Consider the following 20,284-nt stretch of genomic DNA (forward strand, 5'->3'; position numbering starts at 1 on the left):
CTGAAGCGCCCAGAATGGGGCCAACAATCGGTGAGACAACCCCGGCCACGGCCACTAGATGTATGCGCAAATGCGCTTGGCCCCCACAGTTTGTGGGGGCCAAGGCAACGACACGAGCTATTTCTAGTAGCGGGGGCAGGATTTGAACCTGCGACCTCCGGGTTATGAGCCAGCCCTGCCCACGTCTCACACGTCCCGTGCCATGTCCCCTGCCACACGAGATCTCGGTGTCGCGTCCTGATGGTCGCGCCGCGTCTCAAGCCATCCCGCCACCTCCCGGTTACACATTTGGCTACACCTACCCGCCTTCAAGACACGTCTGGCCGTTGCCTACTTGGAGTACACGCCCACCGGTGCAAAACGTCTCGAGTCGAAGGTCGCCTCAGCCAGCCGTCAGCCGTGGCATTTCGACCACTCGAAGACCGCTCCGGTGGGGATGGCGCTGAAGTGGTCGACGGAGTGGACGCTGATCTGTTGGCCGTCGTCGTAGGCGCCGTTGACGTTGAACGTGAACGTCCCGTTGGCGCTCGTCCCGTTGGCGTTGAAACCGCCCCAGACGGTGAAGTGTCCGGTCGCAGTCCGTCCCGTCTCGAGCGACACCGCTTCGAAGGTCCCGGTCTGGGTAAAGGTGTCGTGCTCTCGCCCGTCGGCGAAGATGGTCTGCTTCTCCACCGAGTTATAGGTGACGGTGATCTCGAAGAGTTCGGTCGAGCCGCACTCGGGACCCACGTCGACAAAGGTCTCCGTGCCCTGGTGCTCGTGGACGACCGTCGTGACAGGGCTGGCAGCAGCAGCCATAGCCGCCGTCCCAGTGAACATCAAGGCCCCAGTCGCGGCAGCAACGAGGGTGGCGCGTGCAATCGCAAAAGCTCTCATAGCTTGTCCCTCCACGCGGACGATGCGCCAGGGCGGCCCACCCGGCCCGCACCACAGCACGTTCCTCCCAGCCCACGGCGGCCGCCTCGCCCGATCGGACTAGTACTCCACCCGCCCTTACGGAGAGGCAACGAAGGCCGCGTATGCGCCCGCTTCAGCGGGTGGCTCAGCTGGGTGTTGAAGTCAGCCGGGCCGGTGAAGGTCCGACCGCGCAGGAACCAGGTTTTCAGGTACCCGTTGGCCCGCTCGAGGATGCTCTTGGCCTCAGGGCCGCGGGTGCAACACTGATGCACCCCGATCCCGGGCGTGCCAGGGAACGCCTTGAAGTCGTCGGTCAGCCTGACCTCCCGACCCGCCATCACCCGACCGTGGCTACCAGGCCGCTCGTCTCGAGGACGGCTATACCGAAAGGGGCCCGCGTCGGCATTCCGGTCGACCTCCCTGAGGCGTGAGAGGGCTCTATTCAAGACTTCTCTTGACAAGTTTCCAGGTCGGGACCATATTCAAGTAATCACTTGAATCTGCGGAGGTTCTGACATGACTGAGACAACGACAACGCCCATCCGGCCGAACCCGGTGGATCGAAGGTCGGCAGGCGGCCAGCTTCTGGAGGCTCTGGCCGCACGCGACTTTGATCGGATGCCCGCGTGCTTCGAGGCCGACGCAACCATGCGGGCCATGCTTCCCAGCGGACCCACCGCGTTTCACGGAGCCGCCCAGATCGTCGAGAACCTTCAGATCTGGTTCGGAGGCGCCCACGAGTTCGAGGTGCTCGACAGTGCCGTCGGCGAGGTCGCTGGCAGGCCGCACGTGGCGTGGCGGCTCCGCATGCATCCGACGCCGTGGGGCGACGATGCCTGGCACGTCATCGAGCAGCAGGCCTACCTGCAAGCCGGCGAGCGCATCGCGTCGATAGACCTCCTGTGCTCCGGATTCCAGCGCGAGAACCGCAACTGACCGACTCCACTGGTAGCGATGTACCACCTCGAAGGGGCACACAATGGACAACAAAGCAGCCATCAGCCTCACCACGGGACTCGAAGACGCCGAGCGCGTCACCGTCGCCCTGCTCGTCGCCGTCGGGGCCGCCGAGAGCGGACGGCCGACCCTGACGTTCCTCACCCAGGAAGCTGTCCCACTCGCACTCGAAGGCGTCGCCGTCGGTAACCGCCTGCGAAGGCTGCCCGAGCATCCCTGACCTCAGGGGACGCTACGCGGCAGCAGGCGGCCGGCTGCTGGTGTGCCCGGTCTGCTTCAACTCCAAGCAACTCAACGCGCCACGCATCTCTGGGTCGGTCTTTACGGGCGGGCGACCGGCAGGTGAGCCTCATTCCATTCTGGGAAACCGTCTTCGAGGCGGGCGGCGCTGAAGCCCTTCCTGCTGAGCAGCCGGACGGCCTCGTCGGCGAAGACGCAGAACGGGCCACGGCAGTAGGCGACCACTTCGGCGCCGTCCGGGATGTCGCCAAGACGCGACCTCAGGTCATGGATCGGGATCGAGATCGCTCCGCGGATATGACCGGCGGCGTACTCGGCCTCGGGTCGCACGTCCAGCACGACCACGTCACCGTCGCGCAGGCGGCTCCGCAGCACGTCGCGGGTGATGGTCCGCAGCTTGCTGCGGTCACCGAGGTAGTCGGCAGCCAGCTGCTCGAGCCCGGAGACATGCTCCTGGGCGGCTCGTCGCATGGTCCGCCACAGGTCACCAACCACCTCGCTGGCCAGGGAGTAGTAGATCCGGGTGCCCTCGCGACGCGACTGCACCAGGCCGGAACGCAGCAGCCGCTGCAGGTGCTGGGACGTGTTGGCGAGGGTCTGGTCGATCTCGGCGGCAAGCTCTTCCACCGATCGCTCGCCCTGAGCGAGCACGTCGACCAACTCCGCACGTCGCCCGTTGGCCAGCGCCTTGGCCGACTCCGCCAGTGCGTCATACAGAGCGGCCTTTGCTGCGTGATCTGCCATCTGTCACCTCTCCCCCCACTCTATTCAAGATTCCCCTTGACAAGGCTCACGCTACAGGAGTTTTATTCAAGTGAATCATTGAATATTGCGAAGAAGGCGAACCGTGACGATCTTGGTGAACACGCAGGAGCTCGAGGGCAAGGTCAAGGAGATGTACCGGCACGTGGCGCAGCAGCCCCACGACCGCTTCCACTTCGAACTCGGTGCACCGCTCGCACTGCGGGTTGGCTACGACGCTGACCGACTGGCAGACATTCCGACGGGGGCGGTCGAGTCGTTCGCCGGAGTGGCTTCTTCTTCGACCTGGCCGACCTCCGGGCCGGTGAGACCGTGGTCGACCTGGGCAGCGGGTCAGGGATGGACGCCTTGTACGCAGCGCGGTTCGTCGGTCCCGCGGGGCGGGTGTGCGGGGTCGACTTCACCCCGGAGCAGCTCGGCAAGGCACGCCGGCTGGCCGACGAGGCCGGGCTCTTACAGGTCGAGTTCCGGGAAGGCCGGATCGAGGCAGTCCCGCTGGGAGATGGCACCGTGGACTGCGTGATCTCCAACGGGGTGATCAACCTCTGCCCCGACAAGAAGGCGGTGTTCGCCGAAGCCGCACGAGTGCTGAAGCCCGGCGGGCGGCTCGCGATCGCCGACATCATCAGCGAGCTACAGCTCAAGGACTCCATCGTCTGCAACGCCGACCTCCGGTGGGAAGCAACGGATTCGACACCCATCACTTCGCCCGGAGGTCCTCCCTCATGTCAACAAGGTCCGTGGTCAGTACACCTAGAGGCCATCGAATCGGCCGGCGTCACCATCACCCGTCACCGCGAGAACGCGTACGCGTTCATATCCGACCAGGCCCGCAATGCCAGCGCCAGGTACGGCGTCAAGAGCATCTCCATCCTCGCCACCCTGACCACCGATTAACCCACACCACCGGAGGAACCCATGTCCGACAAGCAGAACATCGACACCCCGCACGAGCAGCGCCCCTTCAAGGCTCACGGCCACCTGGATGTGGTCACCCTCGGCGACTTCACTCTCGGTCGCGGCGTCTTCGAACCAGGCTGGCGCTGGTCAAACGACGTCAAGCCCATCGCGGGCACCGACTCCTGCCAGACCCACCACACGGGAATCTGCCTTTCGGGAAAGATGACCGTCCGGTTCGACGACGGCAGCGAGGTCTCCATCGGCCCCGGCGACGTCGTGGACCTTGACCCCGGGCACGACGCGTGGACCGACGGCGACGAGCCCTGTGTCCTGCTCGACACCGGAATCAAGGCCTATGCCAAGCCCAGCTGAGGCGTGACACGCAGATGGAGCCGAACAGCACATGACGCACCCCCTCACGCTCCAGATCGCGGACAAGGGACTGGGCAACACGGCATACCTGGTCGACCTCGGCGACGGCCGCGCCCTGGCCGTGGACCCCAGTCGTGACCTGCGCGCCCTGGAGGCGGCCGCCGACGCCCGGGGTCTTCGCGTCGCCGTCGCCGCGGACACCCACCTGCACGCGGACTTCATCTCCGGCGCTCGTCAGCTCGCTGCGACTACGGGCGCGACGGTGCTGGCCTCGGCCGCCGGGAACCGGAGCTTCGGACACCACGGGTTGAGCGACGGTGACGACTTCGACCTCGGGGGTCTGCGGCTGCGCGCCCTCGGGACGCCCGGGCACACCGACGAGCACCTGTCCTACCTTCTGCTGGACGGCTCGCAACCCGTCGGGGTCTTCACCGGGGGCTCACTGCTGGTCGGGGCAGTCGCCCGGACCGACCTCGTCGACCCCGACCGCACGATCGAGCTCGCCCGGGCCCAGTACCGGTCCGTGCATCGACTGCTGGAGCTGCCCGACCACGTCGAGGTGTGGCCAACTCATGGCGCTGGTTCCTTCTGCGCCGCACCCGGCGGCTCCGCCCGCACCAGCACCATCGGCGCCGAACGGGCCAACAACCCGCTGCTGTCCGCCGCAGACGAGAACGCGTTCGTCGCTCGGCTGCTCGCCGGGCTCGGCTCGTTCCCGCCCTACTTCCTGCGGTTGGCCGAGATCAACCGGCGCGGACCAGCGATCCTGCCCCGTCGGCTCGGGCTGGAGCAGCTCACACCGCAGGCGGCTGCCGGTGCGCAGGCAACCGGCGCCGTGATCGTCGACGTGCGCCCAGTGACCGCCTTCGCCGCCGGACACCCCTCGGGCGCCCTCTCGATCCCGCTACGGCCCGCGTTCGCGAGCTGGCTCGGCTGGCTCGCACCCAACGACACACCACTCGTCGTGCTCCGCGAACCCGACCAGAACGTCGACGAGGTGCTCTGGCAGGCCGTCAAGATCGGCTACGACAACATAATCGGCGAACTAGCCGGCGGCCAGGAGGCCTGGTCCGCTGCGTGCCTGCCGACCAATTCGGTGCCGCTGGTCGAGGCAAGCGCCGGGGTGAGCGCCGCGGCCACCGTGCGGGTCTTGGACATCCGTCAGGAGGCCGAGTACCGAGCCGGACACGTCCCTGGTGCCCTCAACATCGAGCTCGGCGACCTCCCTGCCGTGCTCGGCCACCTCGCCAACGTGCCTACCGTGGTCATGTGCGGACACGGCGAACGCGCGATGGGAGCGGCATCGCTGCTGTCCGGAGCCGGATTCACCCAGGTCGCCGTGTTCGCCGGCAGCCCGCAGGACTGGGCCACCGCCCACGGCGAGGACCTCGCCAGCGGCCCGTGAAACGAGCAGGAACGTCGGCGTCTCCCGTCTTCGGCGTACGAGCGAACGCCGCCCAGTTCGGCCTGCTCGTTGCCGTCAACGCTCTGGTCGGCGGAACGCTCGGCCAGGAACGCACCGTCCTGCCCCTCCTTGCCACCCAGGAGTTCGGGCTCGACTCCTACACCGCGGCCCTGACCTACATCCTCGCGTTTGGCCTGGCCAAGGCATGCACCAACTACTTCGCCGGGACCTGGTCGGAGCGCCATGGGCGCAAACCCGTACTAGTCGCAGGCTGGCTGGTCGCCCTCCCCGTCCCCCTGCTCCTCATCTGGGCGCCCCACTGGTGGGTCGTCGTCGCCGCCAACGTCCTGCTCGGCATCAGCCAGGGGCTGACATGGTCCACCACCGTGATCATGAAGATCGACCTTGTCGGGCCCCGACACCGCGGCCTAGCCATGGGCCTCAACGAGTCCGCCGGCTACCTCGCGGTCGCCGTGACCGCCCTGCTCACAGGCACCATCGCAGCGAACGCCGGACTTCGGCCCGAGCCGTTCCTGCTGGGCGTCGCCTACACCGCGCTCGGCCTCGGCCTCTCCACGCTCTGGGTCCGGGAGACCCGTCCCCACTCCGACCACGAGGCGGCGACCCGTGCCGACTCCGAGGACCTGACCGACCGGGAAGTCCTCGTGCTGACAAGCTTCCGCGAGCCCGCCCTCTCGTCGGCCAGCCAAGCCGGCCTGGTCAACAACCTCAACGACGGCCTCGCCTGGGGCCTGTTCCCGGTTCTCTTCACCTCCGCCGGACTGTCGCTCGGCCAGACCGGCATCCTCGTCGCCCTTTACCCCGCCGTCTGGGGCGTGGGGCAACTTGCCACCGGTGCACTGTCCGACCGTTGGGGCCGCAAACACCTCATCACCGGCGGCATGCTGCTCCAAGCCGCCGCTCTGGCGATCATCGCAACCGCCAACTCACAGACGCCATGGGCCCTGGGGTCCGTGCTGCTCGGCGCCGGCACAGCCATGGTCTACCCCACTCTGCTGGCCGCCATCAGCGACGTCGCTCACCCCAGCTGGCGAGCACGCGCCGTCGGCGTCTACCGACTCTGGCGAGACCTCGGATTCGCGGTCGGCGCGCTCCTGACCGGAGTACTCGCCGACACCCTCGGCGTCCGCGCGGCGATCTGGCTGATCGCAGCAATGACCGCTACGTCCGCGCTCGTCGTGGCCCAGCGCATGTACGAAACCCACGACAAGCTCACCCGGGCAAAGCCGGCCTGAGGCCGCCGCGGCCACCAGAGCGCGGGCCCCTGATTGCAGCGACTCGCTCGCCCGAGATCGAAACCGCGTGATGAGAATCAGTGGGGCGAGGTATCGCAGAATCCAGCGATCGCCCGGACACCGACCCGGCGACACCCCGAAACGTGCCCCGCTCCGTTCCAAACGGCCGTCTCATGCGTTTCTGCCTTGTCCCAGCCGTCCCACCGTGTCCGACCCGTTCTCGAGCGTCTCGACCCCGGTTGGCTACACATTTGGCTACACGTGCCAACGCCAGAGGCCCTCTCCCCGAAGGGAAAGGGCCTCTGACCTGCTACTTCAAGTAGCGGGGGCAGGATTTGAACCTGCGACCTCCGGGTTATGAGCCAGCCCAGCCCACGTCTCAGGTGTTCCGCAGCCTCTCCCCCGCCGCACGAAATCTCAGGGTCGCGTCCCCGTCCTCGCACCGCGTCTCAAGCCGTCCCGCCACCTCCCGGTTACACATCTGGCTACATCTCCCAGCCTGCAAGACACGTCTGGTCATTGGCCTGCTTGGGGTACCCGCGCACCGATACACAGGCTGTGTTTCTGGCTTGGTGGCCCGGAACTGGCCAGCGCCTGTTGCACAGAAGGTCGGAGACGCCGAGTGGCCCAGCGATGGCCGCTTCAGGACGTGAGGTGGGCGAAGGCGACGATGTTGTCGACGTAGTGACCGGTGGACTGGTCGAAGGCTCCACCGCACGTGATGAGGCGCAACTCGGCGCGACCCCTGGTGTCGCCGTATACGGTCGAGGTCGGGAAGTCCGCCTTGGAGTAGCGCGCGACGCGGTCGACGACGAAGCGGGCGGTCGAACCGTCCTTGCGGAGGACGCTCACCGTCGCGCCCTTCTGCAACGACCCCAAGCGGTAGAAGACCGCGGGACCGGACTTGCTGTCCACGTGCGCCCCGATGACGGCGGGGCCGAACTCACCCGGGGTGGGGCCGCCGGCATACCAGCCTGCTTTGGCGAAGTCGGTCGGCGCCTGGAGCTTGCCCTTCTTGTCGAGGGTGAGGTCGACGATGCCCTTGGTGTTCACGCCGATGGATGGAATTCGGAGTGCGACAGGCGAACTCGGCTCCATGATCGGACCGAAGTCGGGGGTGGTGGGTGCCGCTGTCTTGCCTGCCCCGGACGTGGGGGAGGACGTCGCGCTCGGTGCCGAGGTCGACGGAGCCGGGGAGGTCGTGAAGGCGGACTGAGCCGCGTCGGGCTGCGGCGGTGCCTGCGTGCCCGAGAAGGACTTCACCACGAGCAGCCCTCCCACGAGGAGGAGCACGACGGTGACCGCCGCGGCAATGCTGCCGCGACGGTCACCGAACTTCGTGGAGAGGGACATCAGGCGCGGTTACGAGCCTTGCGAGCAGTGAAGGCACCGGTACCCGCGGCAGCGAGCAGGAGGCCGCCACCGAGGAGGAGCATGCCCTCGTTGTTCGGGGTGGAGGTGCCGCCGGCGCCCGTGTCCATGCCACCGGCCGGAGCCGCGCTCAGGACGCCACAGATGGCCGGGTCAGTGGCCTCGGTGGGCAGGCTCGGGTCGAGGTCGCTCTTGGTGTCACCGTCGTACTTGCCGTTGTCGTTGTGGTCGACGCCGTGGACGACCACGACGGCCTTGCCCTCCGTGATGGCCTGGGCCACGTCGGAGGAGACCTTGATGCTGCCGCGCTCGTAGTTGATCTTGCCGCCGGGGGCGGTGTCGAACCGGTCAACGGCGAGGCCGCTCTTGGGCGAGGTGTCACCGGTCTTGGTGAGGGAGACGACGATCGGGCCGTAGGCCGGGCCACCGTCGGTGGTGTTGATGGTGCCGTCGCCCTTGGCGTCGTCGCCGGCGGCGGGGCACTCGTGCCTCGCGTCCGCCCCGAAGTGGATGTGGGCCGCGTGCGGCTGGTCGGGAAGGAGGCCGTTCGCCGCCATGGTCACGTCGATGCGGGTGCCGCTGACGGTCACCATCGCGGTGCCGCTGCCCTTGACGCCATTGAGGACCACGGGGCGAAGGGTGGCCATCGTGTTCCCGTCGGCCGCCTGCGCAACGCCTGCACCGAGGAAGGGCAGCAGGGCGGCAGAGCCCAGGGCGATGGTCGCGATCTTGGTGGTGGTACGCATTCGGTAACTCCTTGATCCGCGGCCGCTTCGGGTCGCACTGGAAACACACTTGTGCAGGTACTTCGTCGCCCTTCACGACCCAGATGGGTGCAAAGCTCAACTTTCTGCGCGACTGGCTCGCTCCTACGCAGGTCAGGCGCCTGTGCGGTCGCGACGCGACACCACCAGCCCGGCGGCAGCGCCCACGGCGGCGACCGCCTCGGCGACGGCGCTCAGGGACTTCTCCGTGAACCAGACCGGCTCGTACATCGCGGGTATCGGCCCCAGGGCTGGAACGTCGACATACCTGTAGAGCACCACGGTCACACACGCACTCACCCCGACGGCGAAGGCCGCCAGCAAGGCGGCCCGGCTCCCGCGCCATACCACCCAGACGGCCACCACCAGGGCTGCCGCCGCCTCGATGCGGAAGAGGTTGCCCGCACCGATTCCGCTGGGGGCCGACTGCTGGTAACCGGGCGCGAGGTGGAGGTGGACGACCGTGTCGACGACCAGGGTCACCGCGATCGCTGCCCGCAGCACGAGGTGCAGCACGCGGGGGGCACGATCGGCTTTCGCGTGGCCCGATTGGATGGTCACTTAACCACGAGGGTGCTGGTCATGTTCGCGTGGAAAGTGCAGACGAACGTGTAGCTGCCGGCCTTGTCGGGCGCTTTCAACGTGGCCGTCCCCTTGGGGTCGATCTTCACGTCGAACCCGCCGTCCTTGGAGGTGACCGTGTGGGCCTGCGAGTCGTCGTTGCTGATCGTGATCGTGGCCCCGGGGGCGACCGACACCGGCACCTTGTAGGCGAAGTCCGAGATGGTGATGACCGACTCGGACTCCTGCGCCGGCGACGACGACGACGGCGCCGCTGAGCTGCTGCTCGAGGACGACATGTCCATGCCCGACATGGGGGAGGTGGATGACGAGCCGGCGTCCCCACTCGACGAACCACACGCAGACAAGCCCAGAGCCAGGACCGGGACGACAGCGAGCAGCGAGATCTTGCGGGTCATGTGATGCCTCCAGATCGGGCGGCCGCTTGGGCGACCACGGTCAGGAGTTCGGTGCGACGCTCGATCCGGCTTGGTTCGCGCCGCTCATGACCGCGACGATTCCCGAGGCGCAGCGGCCACCGATGGCGCTGCGCCCAGACGTCAGAGGACGGACTCGAAGGGGATCGTCAGGCTGTGGCCGCAACGTGGTCAAGCGCGCTCGCCAGGCTCCGCAGCCCGTCCCTGATCCGGGTCTTGGCCGTGCTCTGCGGGATTCCGAGCTGGACCGCGACCTCCGGGTACGTCAGTCCGTGGAAGTAGGCCAGCTGGAGGGCGGTGCGCTGCTTCACCGTCAGCGCCGCCAGGGCGCCCCTGACCCGGGCAGCCTCGAAGGAGGAGTGCGCCGACTCTGCCGTGGAGTCGAAGGGCGCATCGGTGACCTTCCGCGACCACACGTCATCACGAGTCCGGCTGGCGCTGATGCTGCGGACTCTGTCCACCGCGCGCCGGTGGGCAATCGTCAGGACCCAGCCGATGGCGGAGCCACGGGAAGGCTCGAAGCGACTCGACTCGGCCCACACGCACGCAAAGACGTCCCGAGTGACCTCTTCAGCGAGGGAATGCTGGACCACGAGGCGCAAGACCAGGCCGAACACCCGGGAAGCCGTGGCGCCGTACAGCCCCTCGAAGGCTCTCTCGTCGCCGGAGGCGCATCGAACCAGCAGGTCTGCCAACGCGGGCGCCGGGTCAGGTTCACCGAGATGACCCGTGCCGCCACCCAGGCGAGCATGCTCGCTCATGGGTGGCGCACGGACATGCGCATCACAAGATCGTGCAGGCCGTCCCTGAGCTCGCCGAGCTCGTCACCGCACAGGCCGGTCTGATCCACCACGTTCAGCTGCGCCCTCGACGCAGCTGACTCCAGGTCAGCGCCCTTGCTGGTGAGCCTGACTCTGACCGCTCGCCCATCGGCGGAGTCCTGGTCCCGCACCACCAAGCCGGCCTCCTCGAGACGGCCGAGGATGGGACTGACTGCGGGCGACGACAGCTGCAGCCGAGCGGCGATCTCGTGGATTAGTGGGCCGTCCGACTCCCACAAGACCAACATCACCAGGTACTGCGGGTAGGTCAGCCCGATGGCCTCGAGCAGGGGCCGGTAGGCCCGAGTCACCTGGTTGGTCGCGGCGTAGAGGGCAAAACACAGCTGGTCGTTCAGTCGCAGATTGCTGGACGTGGCCATGGGGCTCCTTCGTGACATCCATCAATATAGATAACGCGTGAAGTAAACGGGGGCCCGCGCCCGATGCGGTGGGGCGGCAATCCGGATGGCCGGGTTGTGACGAACACCACATCGGGTGTGGTGCATGGGCGCCGAGGGGCACCCCAACGCAATGAAAGGGTTCGACATGAACAAGACCATGAAGGTCGCCTTGGCAGTACCGGCTGCCGTTCTGCTTTCGGCCGGGGCCGCGGCTGCGGTCAGCGCGGGAACCTTCGGTGCATCTTTGGCGCCGGTTCCCCACGACCACGCAGCTGATGGCGGATCGAACGTCACCGGCAACGCCGTGCTGCGGCTCACTGGTCGCACCCTGGACATCAACCTGACTGCCTCGGGCCTGACCCCCAACGAGCCGCATGCCATGCACATTCACGGCCTGACACAGGCCAGGAACGAGTGCCCGGGCATCGAGGCCGACACCAATACCGGCGACCCGATCGACCCCTCTACCTTCGTCGCGGGCCAACCCGACGGGCTCATCTCCCTGGGCGAGGGGGCACCTGACTACGGTCCCATCGACGTGTCCATGACGGTGACCGGCGACACCAGCCCCTCCAGCGGCCTCAGCCTTGAACGGTTCCTGGCCGCCGACGCCAATGGCAACCTCAACTACCACCGCAGCGTCGTGGTTCCCAAGGAGGTCGCCAAGAACCTCGCCAACCTTCACATCGTCATCCATGGCACGGACCTGCCGAGCGACCCGGACCACACCTCGCTGAGCAGCTTGTTCGAAGCGACCCTGCCCGTGGCCTGCGGCGAGATCACTCGCCAGTAGCCAGCCCTGTCACTGCCGAGCCTCTCGTGCTCGGCAGTGACAGGCCCTTGGTTCATCGCGGGGCCGAGGTCACCGCCGTCTTCACCGACGAGCGTGACTCGCTCGACATCTCAAAGAACAGCCCGCCACGGGGGCAAATGCCTGCATGGCTCCTACCATCGCCGCGTCCTGAGGCCAGGCGTCATGCAGACCGAGATCTTGGCCGCACTCGTCGTCGGCCTTCCTTCGGACGGACCTCACCCACCCGCGGCCCGTTCGTGGACCCGCCCCGGCAGACGAGCCTCCGTATGCCGGTTCGCCGACCCGTCGGCCATGCTGCCGGGGGCGGTCGCTTCCGCCCTCCTGACCCGTGGTCGCCGAACCCACTGAGGTCAGCGGTGGGCGGCCTCGAGCAGGGTCTTGAGTCGTGCGAGGTCCTTGGTCGTGGCCTTGCGCATAGCGAGTTCCATGACGGGTGCGGCAAGTCGGGAGAAGCCTGCAGGGTTGCCCCGGTTACGCAGGGTCATCCTTGTGCTGCCGTGGCCAACCGTCTCCCACCTGTACGTCGTTTCCATCGGGAAGGGACCGTCTGCGGTCCTCATCACCAGTCGCACCTGCGGTTCGAGCTCGACCACCTCGTAGGTGTACGCCAAGCGCCTGCCCAGGAAGTGCGCGACGAAGTCCATCCGCGATCCGACCGCCACGGGCGGCTGGGTCTGCCAGACGACGGACGTGATGTTGGTGTACCAGTCCGGAGCGTTTGTGGGGTCGCTCGCAAACGAGGCAACCGCGCTGACCGGCATGTCGATCGTGGTCTGCACCTGCACGTCCACAGTCATGGCGACATCATCTCGCACCCGCGCGGTGGACCTCAGGACGACTGTTCGGGACGCCGGACAAACGTCGAGGAGTAGATCCGGCAGTCAGCCTGTCCGGTCTCCCGTCAGGGCCCGGGCAAGCTCGACCAACGTGGGCGCCTCGACATCGGGCCTGGCAAAGAAGCCGGGGTAGAGCGCGCCTGTGCGATTGATGAGGCCCGAGGCGAGCCCAGCCTTGTGGGCTCCGTGGATATCCCACGGGTGGACAGCCACCAGCATGCTCTCCGAGGCGCTGGCGCGGCATTCCTCCATCGCGTATCGGTAAGCCGCCGCGGCGGGCTTCCATGCCGATGCGTCCTGAACGGACAAGAGTCGCTCGAACCGCTCCAGAATGCCGTTGCGCTCGAGGAGCCCCTCGGCAACAGCTGTCGACCCGTTGCTGAGTGTCACCAAACGCATTCCGGCGTCACTCAGGGCGCGGATCCCGTCCACGACGTCAGGGTGGAGCGGCAGCTGCATGAAGGCGCTCATGACGCGTTCGACTCCACCATCGACATCCGGAACGCCCCGGGCCCGGAGCAGGCCAACGAGCGAATCGGACGCCACCTGCGCGAAGTCCGGGTTCTCACCGGTCACGGTCAGCGCGAACCCGTCCCGCAGCAGTCCGGCGAACCAGGTGGCCGCAAGCTGCGGAGACAGGCCCGCCTCTCCGAAGCGATCCGCAAGAACGCTCATGTCGGACAGCGTCTCGTTGACGTCGAACACGATCAGGCTGGGGCGGCGCGGGCCATCGGACGCAGCCTCGTCGCGCTCGACCAGAGCATTGTGCGAGCGATCTCCTAGGGACGCTTGGTTCATGCGTTTCTCCTTCGTTGGGACTGCGAGTCCATGCGGTCTTCATCCTTCGCTCGTCACCATCATGCGGCCCGTCGCGCCCACCCTCACCTCGAGACTCGTGGCAGGCAGAGTCCGCCGCGTTGGTAACCGTTGACCGATCGCTGTACCGGGAGGTCTTGCCACGGTCGGGCACCCGGCGGCCCTCTGCCCGCACGAAAGCCTGCTGTCGCCCGGAAATCGACCCCGGCGACACCCTGAATGGGCGTCTTGACGCCTCCGGCAGGGCGTCTCATGCGTTTCTGCCTCGTCCCAGCCATCCCGCCGTGTGCCACTCGTCCCGGAGCGTCTCAACGCCGGCTGGCTACGCATTTGGCTACACGTGCCAACGCCAGAGGCCCTCTCCTCGAAAGGAAAGGCCCTCTGACCTGCTACTTCGTGGTAGCGGGGGCAGGATTTGAACCTGCGACCTCCGGGTTATGAGCCAGCCCAGCCCACGTCTCACCCGTCCCGCGCCCTCTCCCCCGGCGCACGAAATCTCAGCGCCGGGTCCCCGTCGTCACGCCGCGTCTGAAGCCGTCCCGCCACCTCCCGGTTACACATCTGGCCACACCTCCACAGTGCGGACACAGTGCGGACACACTGCGGACACAGTGCAGGTCCGTCCGACGTGGCTACCGCCCCAGGATCCATTCACTGCCCTGCACGACGGCCCCTGCGCGGGACGCACTACTGGGCAGTCAGCTCGGCACGGCCTGCGGGAGTTCCTTGATCCAGCCATCTCGGGAGGATTTGAGGCGAGAGCAGGGCGTCCATGACCATGTGAGCGGCGCCGCGCAGACCAGCGCGGTCGCTCAGGCCTGAGCGGACGATCTGGAGTGAGCGGGTCGCGAGGGGCAGCGACCGGCCAATCACGGTCTGCCGAACCTCTGCCAGATAGTAGTCGCCTGCCTCCGACACCCCCCCTCCGACGAGGATGAGAGACGGGTTGAAGAAGTTCACGATCCGGGCCAAGGTCTGCCCGACCAGTCGGGCAGAGCCTGCCAGGAGCTTGATCGCCACGGGGTCGCCGTGGATGGCGGCGTCGCTCACGGCGCGCGCATCGATCGTGTTCCCGTGCGCGAGCACATCGGCGAGATAGGCACTGTCACCTTCTCGGGCGGCGGTCTCGCCGTCCCGCGCCAGCGCTGCGCCCCCAGCCAGCGCCTCGAGGCAGCCGAACTTGCCACACCGGCACAGCACGGTGGACCCCTCCTCCACAGTCACGTGCCCGATGTCGCCCGCGCAGCCCTGAGCCCCCCGGTGCAGGACGCCCTGAGAAATAAGTCCTGCGCCAATACCGGAGCCGATCTTCACGTAGACGACATCGCGCAGGCCCTGAGCTTGCCCAGCACGCAGCTCCCCCAGCGCCATCACGTTGACGTCGTTGTCGACCCAGACCGGCACATGAAACCGTCCCGCGAAGAAGGTGCGCACGTCGAACCCGTCCCAGCCGGGCATGATGGGAGGCGCAACCGGCCGACCAGTGTCGAACTCGACGGGGCCCGGAAGGCCAATCCCCAAGCCCCATATGGGCGGGCTGGCGCCGAGCTGCTGAAGGAGCTCGTCAAAGACTTCGGCCACGCGGGTGAGCACCGCGACCGGCCCCACGGTCACGTCTGCGTCCTCTTCGTATTGGGCCAGAAGAGTCCCCTCTAGGTCGCTCACGGCTGCCCCGATGCTTGTCGCGCCAAGTTCGGCTACCAGAATCCGGCCAGCATCGGCGGGAAACCGCAGTCCACGAGGTGCGCGACCACCGGTCGACCGCAAGGGCGGAGCCTCGACCAGTAGGCCCGAGTCCATCAGACGGGCCACCCGCTGGGTCACGACATTTCTGCCAAGACCCGTGGCGTGGGCGAGTTCCGGCCGTGTGCTGGCCCGGCCGGAGCGCACGGCATCCAGCACACGGACCAGGTCGGCGACGTGATCGGGAGCGAGGGCCCCTTGAGTTCTGGCATCCATGTCAGCCACCTCCTTCTGTCTGTGACGCAAATGTATCAGCACGTTTGCTCTTGACTTTTGCACGCAACATGCAGAAGTATGCATACCACAGTAAAAACCTGGCAGGGGCTGAGACACCCCACACTGCAGACAGAACGGACTCGACGATGAGGCTCGGTTACCACACCATCACCTGGGGTGGCGTCGTGGGCGACGCCACGGGCGTGACCAGCATCAAGGACCTCTTCTACCGCGTGAACGGCCCCATGAACCGTGCCTTCGCGGACATCGCGAGCCTGGGGTACGAGGGCGTCGAGATGTTCGACGGCAACGTGGCGGACTACGCAGACCGGCCCGACGAGCTGCGGGACCTGCTGGCCGACGCCGGCGTGGTGCTGGCAGCCGTCTACACCGGGGGCAACTTCATCTACCCGGACATCCTGAGCGACGAGCTGCACCGGGTGCGTCGGGCAGCGGAGCTCGCTGCTCTCTTCGGAGCCGACAGCCTCGTTGTGGGCGGCGGCGCCCGCAGGGCGTCGGGTACCACAGGCGGGGACTACGCCGCGCTGGGCTCTGCACTCGACCTGGTCACTGACATCGCCGAGGAGCACGGGTTGGTGGCCTGCTACCACCCGCACCTCAGCACCATCGTCGAGAGCCCGGATGAGCTCGACCGCCTCATGCCGCTGACCCGGATCGGCTTCTGCCCCGACACCGCCCACCTGACGGCCGGTGGCGGTGACCCTGCGGACCTGATCCGCCGCTATGCGACGCGCCTGCGTCACGTGCACCTGAAGGACGTGGACGTGGCGACAACGCAATTCCTTCCCCTGGGCCAGGGGGACGTCAACTTCGATGACGTCATCGCGGCCCTAAATGAGAGCGGTTACGACGGCTGGATCGTCGTCGAGCTCGACTCGTTCGAAGGCGACCCTCGTGAAGCGGCCGCCACAAGCAAGAAGTACCTCGACACGCTGCTCGCAACCGCTGGCGGCACCCTCCCCTCAGGAGAAATTCGATGAAGAAGAGCACCTACCGCCTGGCGGGCCTGGCGACCGCCATCGCCTTGGCCACGGCCGGCTGCAGTTCAGCCACCAGCGCGACCACCAGCGTCGACGCCGGAGTGTCGTCCAAGGCCGATGACGCGCTGGCGAAGATCAAGGGCACCGTCCTCAGCAAGGGGCCCCACGGCGAAGACCCGTCCCCTGCCTCGTCTGCGGACCTCAGCGCCGAGGAGATCACGAAGGTCAAGGGCATGAAGGCCAAGGCGGCGATCGTCATGCACTACGGCGGCAACGACTGGGCGAATGCCCAAGTGGCGGGCCTGAAGAGCGAGTTCGGCAAGCTGGGCATTGAGGTCGTCGCAATCACCGACGCCAACTTCAAGCCAGACAAGCAGGTGTCCGACCTGGAGACCGTGCTCAACCTCAAGCCCGACATCATCGTCTCCATCCCCACCGACCCCGTGGCCACGGCTTCTGCGTTCAAGAAGGCCGCCGCTTCAGGAGTCAAGCTCGTCTTCATGGACAACGTCCCGCAGGGGATGAAGGCTGGCACCGACTACGTCTCGGTCGTTTCCGCCGACAACTACGGCAACGGCGTCACCTCCGCCCATCTGATGGCCAAGGCCCTGGGCGGCAAGGGCGAGATTGGCCTCGTCTTCCACGAGGCCGACTTCTTCGTCACGAAGCAGCGCTATGACGGGTTCAAGTCCACCATCACCAAGGACTACCCCGACATCAAGATCGTGGAGGAGAAGGGAATCGCAGGGCCCGACTTCGCTGGCGATGCACAGGGTGCGGCCAATGCGATGCTGAGCAAGCACCCCACCTTGGCCGGCATCTGGGGCGTCTGGGACGTTCCCGCCGAGGGCATCATGGCCGCGGCACGTGCCTCCGGCCGTGCAGACCTGAAGATCGCCACAGAGGACCTGGGCAAGAACGTCGCCATCGCCTTGGCGAAGAACGAGCTCGTGGTCGGTTTGGGCGCGCAGCTGCCCTTCGACCAGGGCGTGGCGGAGGCTCGACTGGGCGCAGGTGCGTTGCTGGGCAAGACGGCCCCGGCGTACGTCGCCCTGAGCTCGCTGCCTGTCGACCACTCGAACATCCTCGAGGCGTGGAAGCAGGTCTACCACCAAGAGGCCCCGGCCGACCTGAAGAGCTCGTACAAGAAGTAGACATCCCGGCGGGGCGGTCCGGCAGCGGCCCGCCCCGCCACTAGAAGGGAGTTCGCGATGGACGAGCAGAGCAGTACCGCGACAGCGGTAGAAATGCACGGCATCAGCAAGGCATTCGACGGCGTCGTCGTCCTGGACAACGTCGACTTCGAGGTCCGCCGCGGCGAGGTCCATGCCCTCGCGGGGGGCAACGGCGCAGGCAAGTCGACGCTCATGAAGATCCTCCAAGGGGTCTACCGGGCCGACGAAGGGGAGATCCGCGTCGACGGTGAGCCCGCGGACATCAACTCCATCCACAGCGCGCGAGCAGCGGGCATCGGCATGGTGTTTCAAGAGTTCAGCCTGGTACCGACTCTGACCGTGGCACAGAACATCTTTCTGGCCGACGAGCCCGCTGGAAGGTTCGGTCTCATCGACGACCGCGCTGCCGTCGCGAAAGCCGCGGACGTCTTTGCGACCATGGAGGTCTCAGTCAACCCGAAGGCCATGGTTGCCAGCCTTGGAACTGCCTACTGGCAGCTCACCGAAATCGCCAAGGCGCTGGCCCAGAACGCCCAGATCTTGATCATGGACGAGCCGACGGCGAGCTTGGCCAAGCACGAGACCGAGGCGCTTTTCGACCTTATCGGTCGGATCAAAGATCGCGGAATCTCGATCATCTACATCTCCCACCGGATGGACGAGATCTACCGAATCGCCGACCGCATCACCATTCTGCGCGATGGGAAGCGCCTTCTCACCGAGCCGCTGGCTGCAGTCACGCCCGAGCAGATCGTCGAGGGGATTGTCGGCAAGAAGATCGAAGGTCAGATGAACTACCGCGAGCGGGAAGGCCTCGACCAGCGTGAGGCCCTGCTGGAAGTATCCGGGCTGACCAGTGGTCCTCTGGTTCAGGACGTCTCATTCACCGTCCACGCAGGCGAGATCATCGGGCTCGCCGGCCTCATGGGTAGTGGACGCACCGAGCTCGCCCGAACCCTCTTCGGGATCGACAAGGCCACGAGCGGAACGATCCGACTCCGCGGCAAGGAGATCACCGTCAATGACCCCCGCGCCGCGATCGGTCACGGACTCGCGCTCATCCCGGAGGACCGTCGCGAACAAGGACTGGTCCTGGACCACTCCGTACGCGAGAACCTGCTGCTTCCCCTGCTAGGGAAACTCAAGAAGGGTCCCCTGCTCGACGGGAAGGCAGGAAAGGCCATGTCCTCCAGCCTCATTCGGCGGTTTGCCATCAAGGCAGCCAACCCGAATCGGCCTATTCGTCTGCTCTCGGGCGGCAACCAACAGAAGGTCGTGATCGCCAAGTGGCTGGGCACCGAACCCGACGTCCTCATCCTTGACGAACCCACCGCGGGAGTAGACATCGGGACCAAGTCCGAGATTCTCGACATGGTCCGCGCCCTCGCTGATGCCGGCAAGGCCGTCATCGTCATCTCCTCGGAGTACCCCGAGCTCCTCGCGGTCAGCGACCGCATCCTCATCTTGCGTGACGGCTCTGTGACCCGCGATCTGCGGCGGAGCGAGATCGCCGACGAAGAATCCCTTCAACTCGCCGTTCAAGGAGTCTGAGCCATGAGCACCATCGCACCGAACAAAGAGACCACCGCAGTGGGCTCATTTCAGAGCCGCATGTCCACGATCGACTGGCGCCGCTACGTCATCTACATCGGCTTCCTGGTCGTCTTTGCCTTCTTCGCCGTCCTGTTGCGCGACCAAGGTTTTCTCTCCTCCAACAACCTGCTCAACATCTTCCGCCAGACGGCGACGATCACGGTCATCGCTGTGGGTATGACCTACGTGATCGCCTGTGCCGAGATCGACCTGTCCGTGGGCTCAGTAGCAGGACTCTCGAGTGTCGTGACTGCCATGGCGCTTTCCAGCTGGGGTCTCATCCCCGGCGTCCTCGCCGGACTCGCGGTGGGCCTTGCCGTGGGCGCGGTAAACGGTGCCCTGGTGAGCCTGCTCGGTATCCCGTCGTTCCTTGTGACGCTGGGCATGCTTGGCATCGCCGCAGGGGTGGCGCAATGGATAACCGACTCGGCGCCCCAGCCCATCCTGAGCGACACGTTCAACCTGATCTTCGGCGGTGGAAACTTCGGTCCAGTCCCCGGCCTGCTCGCGTGGAGCGCCATCTTCGTGACCATCGGCGCCATCGTGCTAGCCAAGACGCGCTTCGGCCGTCAGGTGCTCGCGACCGGTGGCAACCGCACCGCGGCTCAGTTCACTGGGGTGAACACACGCCGGATCAAGTTCCAGGTGCTGCTCCTGTCCGCCACGGTTGCCAGCGTGGCCGGCATGCTCTACGCGGGCCGGCTGCAGTCCGGACGGTTCCAGTGGGGCGCAGGCGACGAGCTGTCCGCCATCGCGGCGGTGATCCTGGGCGGCACCAGCCTCTTCGGGGGCGCAGGATCCGTGGTCGGCACGCTTTTCGGCGCGCTGCTCATCGGCCTCATCAACAATGGCCTGATTCTTGCCGGACTCGACAGCAGCCAGCAGCAGGTCGTCCGCGGCGTCATCATCATCCTGGCCGTCGCACTCGCGCGGAAGAAGTGAGCCG

Annotated in this window: 22 protein-coding genes and 1 tRNA gene; 11 read left to right on the forward strand and 12 right to left on the reverse strand. The window is 66.7% G+C overall.

The genetic code is table 11. The features are described 5' to 3' along the window. Window positions 1-393 precede the first annotated feature (393 nt). Window positions 394-798, reverse strand: coding sequence for a hypothetical protein (locus ACXJKD_RS06495; RefSeq protein ID WP_057378036.1), 405 nt, complete (start codon window positions 796-798; stop codon window positions 394-396). 615 nt (window positions 799-1,413) lie between these two features. Here ACXJKD_RS06495 and ACXJKD_RS06500 point away from each other — a divergent pair. Both ACXJKD_RS06500 and ACXJKD_RS06505 read left to right on the forward strand, forming a co-directional pair. Then, window positions 1,414-1,833, forward strand: coding sequence for a nuclear transport factor 2 family protein (locus ACXJKD_RS06500; RefSeq protein WP_157582147.1), 420 nt, complete (start codon window positions 1,414-1,416; stop codon window positions 1,831-1,833). Between the two features lie 43 nt (window positions 1,834-1,876). Next, a complete protein-coding gene (locus ACXJKD_RS06505; protein WP_200961924.1) occupies window positions 1,877-2,074 on the forward strand; it encodes a hypothetical protein in 198 nt (65 codons plus the stop codon). Between the two features lie 101 nt (window positions 2,075-2,175). On the opposite strand, the gene ACXJKD_RS06510 is transcribed toward ACXJKD_RS06505, so the two are convergent. Beyond that, window positions 2,176-2,838, reverse strand: coding sequence for an ArsR/SmtB family transcription factor (locus tag ACXJKD_RS06510; protein WP_057378038.1), 663 nt, complete (start codon window positions 2,836-2,838; stop codon window positions 2,176-2,178). Between the two features lie 330 nt (window positions 2,839-3,168). Here ACXJKD_RS06510 and ACXJKD_RS06515 point away from each other — a divergent pair, with 330 nt between their 5' ends. Genes ACXJKD_RS06515 through ACXJKD_RS06530 form a run of 4 tightly spaced genes read left to right on the forward strand, consistent with a single transcriptional unit; the run spans window position 3,169 to window position 6,789 of the window. After that, a complete protein-coding gene (locus tag ACXJKD_RS06515; protein WP_235543919.1) occupies window positions 3,169-3,753 on the forward strand; it encodes a methyltransferase domain-containing protein in 585 nt (194 codons plus the stop codon). Between the two features lie 21 nt (window positions 3,754-3,774). After that, window positions 3,775-4,128, forward strand: coding sequence for a cupin domain-containing protein (locus ACXJKD_RS06520; protein ID WP_057378039.1), 354 nt, complete (start codon window positions 3,775-3,777; stop codon window positions 4,126-4,128). 31 nt (window positions 4,129-4,159) lie between these two features. Then, a complete protein-coding gene (locus ACXJKD_RS06525) occupies window positions 4,160-5,533 on the forward strand; it encodes an MBL fold metallo-hydrolase (protein ID WP_057378040.1) in 1,374 nt (457 codons plus the stop codon). Beyond that, on the forward strand, window positions 5,530-6,789 hold the full coding sequence (locus tag ACXJKD_RS06530; protein ID WP_057378041.1) for an MFS transporter: 1,260 nt from the start codon (window positions 5,530-5,532) through the stop codon (window positions 6,787-6,789). The genes ACXJKD_RS06525 and ACXJKD_RS06530 overlap by 4 nt, the downstream gene beginning before the upstream one ends. Window positions 6,790-7,109: 320 nt before the next feature. Here the strand turns inward: ACXJKD_RS06530 and ACXJKD_RS06535 are convergent. From ACXJKD_RS06535 to ACXJKD_RS06565, 7 genes are all read right to left on the reverse strand, one after another. Next, window positions 7,110-7,196 (reverse strand) — tRNA-OTHER (locus ACXJKD_RS06535). Window positions 7,197-7,431: 235 nt separating this feature from the next. Further along, on the reverse strand, window positions 7,432-8,142 hold the full coding sequence (locus ACXJKD_RS06540) for a class F sortase (protein WP_057378019.1): 711 nt from the start codon (window positions 8,140-8,142) through the stop codon (window positions 7,432-7,434). Beyond that, window positions 8,142-8,906: a CHRD domain-containing protein gene (locus ACXJKD_RS06545; protein ID WP_057378020.1), complete on the reverse strand. Its 765-nt coding sequence runs from the start codon at window positions 8,904-8,906 to the stop codon at window positions 8,142-8,144. Before ACXJKD_RS06545 ends, ACXJKD_RS06540 begins: the two co-directional genes overlap by 1 nt. Before the next feature lie 132 nt (window positions 8,907-9,038). Next, window positions 9,039-9,485, reverse strand: a complete 447-nt coding sequence (locus tag ACXJKD_RS06550) for a hypothetical protein (protein ID WP_235543917.1) — start codon at window positions 9,483-9,485, stop codon at window positions 9,039-9,041. Beyond that, entirely contained in the window at window positions 9,482-9,904 is a 423-nt protein-coding gene (locus tag ACXJKD_RS06555) for a cupredoxin domain-containing protein (protein ID WP_057378022.1), read from the reverse strand. Before ACXJKD_RS06555 ends, ACXJKD_RS06550 begins: the two co-directional genes overlap by 4 nt. 167 nt (window positions 9,905-10,071) lie before the next feature. Beyond that, window positions 10,072-10,683: a sigma-70 family RNA polymerase sigma factor gene (locus tag ACXJKD_RS06560; RefSeq protein ID WP_057378023.1), complete on the reverse strand. Its 612-nt coding sequence runs from the start codon at window positions 10,681-10,683 to the stop codon at window positions 10,072-10,074. Continuing rightward, window positions 10,680-11,123: a MarR family winged helix-turn-helix transcriptional regulator gene (locus ACXJKD_RS06565; RefSeq protein ID WP_082592672.1), complete on the reverse strand. Its 444-nt coding sequence runs from the start codon at window positions 11,121-11,123 to the stop codon at window positions 10,680-10,682. Before ACXJKD_RS06565 ends, ACXJKD_RS06560 begins: the two co-directional genes overlap by 4 nt. A 166-nt stretch (window positions 11,124-11,289) precedes the next feature. Here ACXJKD_RS06565 and ACXJKD_RS06570 point away from each other — a divergent pair, with 166 nt between their 5' ends. Beyond that, window positions 11,290-11,937, forward strand: a complete 648-nt coding sequence (locus ACXJKD_RS06570; RefSeq protein ID WP_057378025.1) for a hypothetical protein — start codon at window positions 11,290-11,292, stop codon at window positions 11,935-11,937. A gap of 371 nt (window positions 11,938-12,308) precedes the next feature. Here the strand turns inward: ACXJKD_RS06570 and ACXJKD_RS06575 are convergent, their stop codons facing one another. The 3 genes from ACXJKD_RS06575 to ACXJKD_RS06585 all read right to left on the reverse strand — a co-directional run bounded on the left by ACXJKD_RS06575 (window position 12,309) and on the right by ACXJKD_RS06585 (window position 15,569). After that, a complete protein-coding gene (locus tag ACXJKD_RS06575; protein WP_457253659.1) occupies window positions 12,309-12,737 on the reverse strand; it encodes an SRPBCC family protein in 429 nt (142 codons plus the stop codon). A 102-nt stretch (window positions 12,738-12,839) separates the two neighbouring features. Continuing rightward, complete coding sequence (locus tag ACXJKD_RS06580; protein ID WP_457253661.1) at window positions 12,840-13,592, reverse strand: haloacid dehalogenase type II; 753 nt, start codon at window positions 13,590-13,592, stop codon at window positions 12,840-12,842. Window positions 13,593-14,297: 705 nt separating this feature from the next. Then, the gene (locus tag ACXJKD_RS06585) at window positions 14,298-15,569 is read right to left on the reverse strand and encodes an ROK family transcriptional regulator (RefSeq protein ID WP_057378027.1); all 1,272 of its coding nucleotides are present in this window, start codon (window positions 15,567-15,569) and stop codon (window positions 14,298-14,300) included. Window positions 15,570-15,715: 146 nt separating this feature from the next. Here ACXJKD_RS06585 and ACXJKD_RS06590 point away from each other — a divergent pair, with 146 nt between their 5' ends. From ACXJKD_RS06590 to ACXJKD_RS06605, 4 genes are read left to right on the forward strand one after another with little or no spacing between them, the layout of a single operon-like run. Next, on the forward strand, window positions 15,716-16,570 hold the full coding sequence (locus ACXJKD_RS06590) for a sugar phosphate isomerase/epimerase family protein (RefSeq protein ID WP_457253663.1): 855 nt from the start codon (window positions 15,716-15,718) through the stop codon (window positions 16,568-16,570). Continuing rightward, window positions 16,567-17,724, forward strand: a complete 1,158-nt coding sequence (locus tag ACXJKD_RS06595) for a substrate-binding domain-containing protein (protein ID WP_057378029.1) — start codon at window positions 16,567-16,569, stop codon at window positions 17,722-17,724. The genes ACXJKD_RS06590 and ACXJKD_RS06595 overlap by 4 nt, the downstream gene beginning before the upstream one ends. A gap of 57 nt (window positions 17,725-17,781) precedes the next feature. Further along, window positions 17,782-19,296: a sugar ABC transporter ATP-binding protein gene (locus ACXJKD_RS06600; protein WP_457253665.1), complete on the forward strand. Its 1,515-nt coding sequence runs from the start codon at window positions 17,782-17,784 to the stop codon at window positions 19,294-19,296. A 3-nt stretch (window positions 19,297-19,299) separates the two neighbouring features. After that, window positions 19,300-20,280, forward strand: a complete 981-nt coding sequence (locus tag ACXJKD_RS06605; RefSeq protein ID WP_057378031.1) for an ABC transporter permease — start codon at window positions 19,300-19,302, stop codon at window positions 20,278-20,280. Window positions 20,281-20,284 lie beyond the last annotated feature (4 nt).

This window comes from Pedococcus sp. P5_B7 (assembly GCF_054049895.1).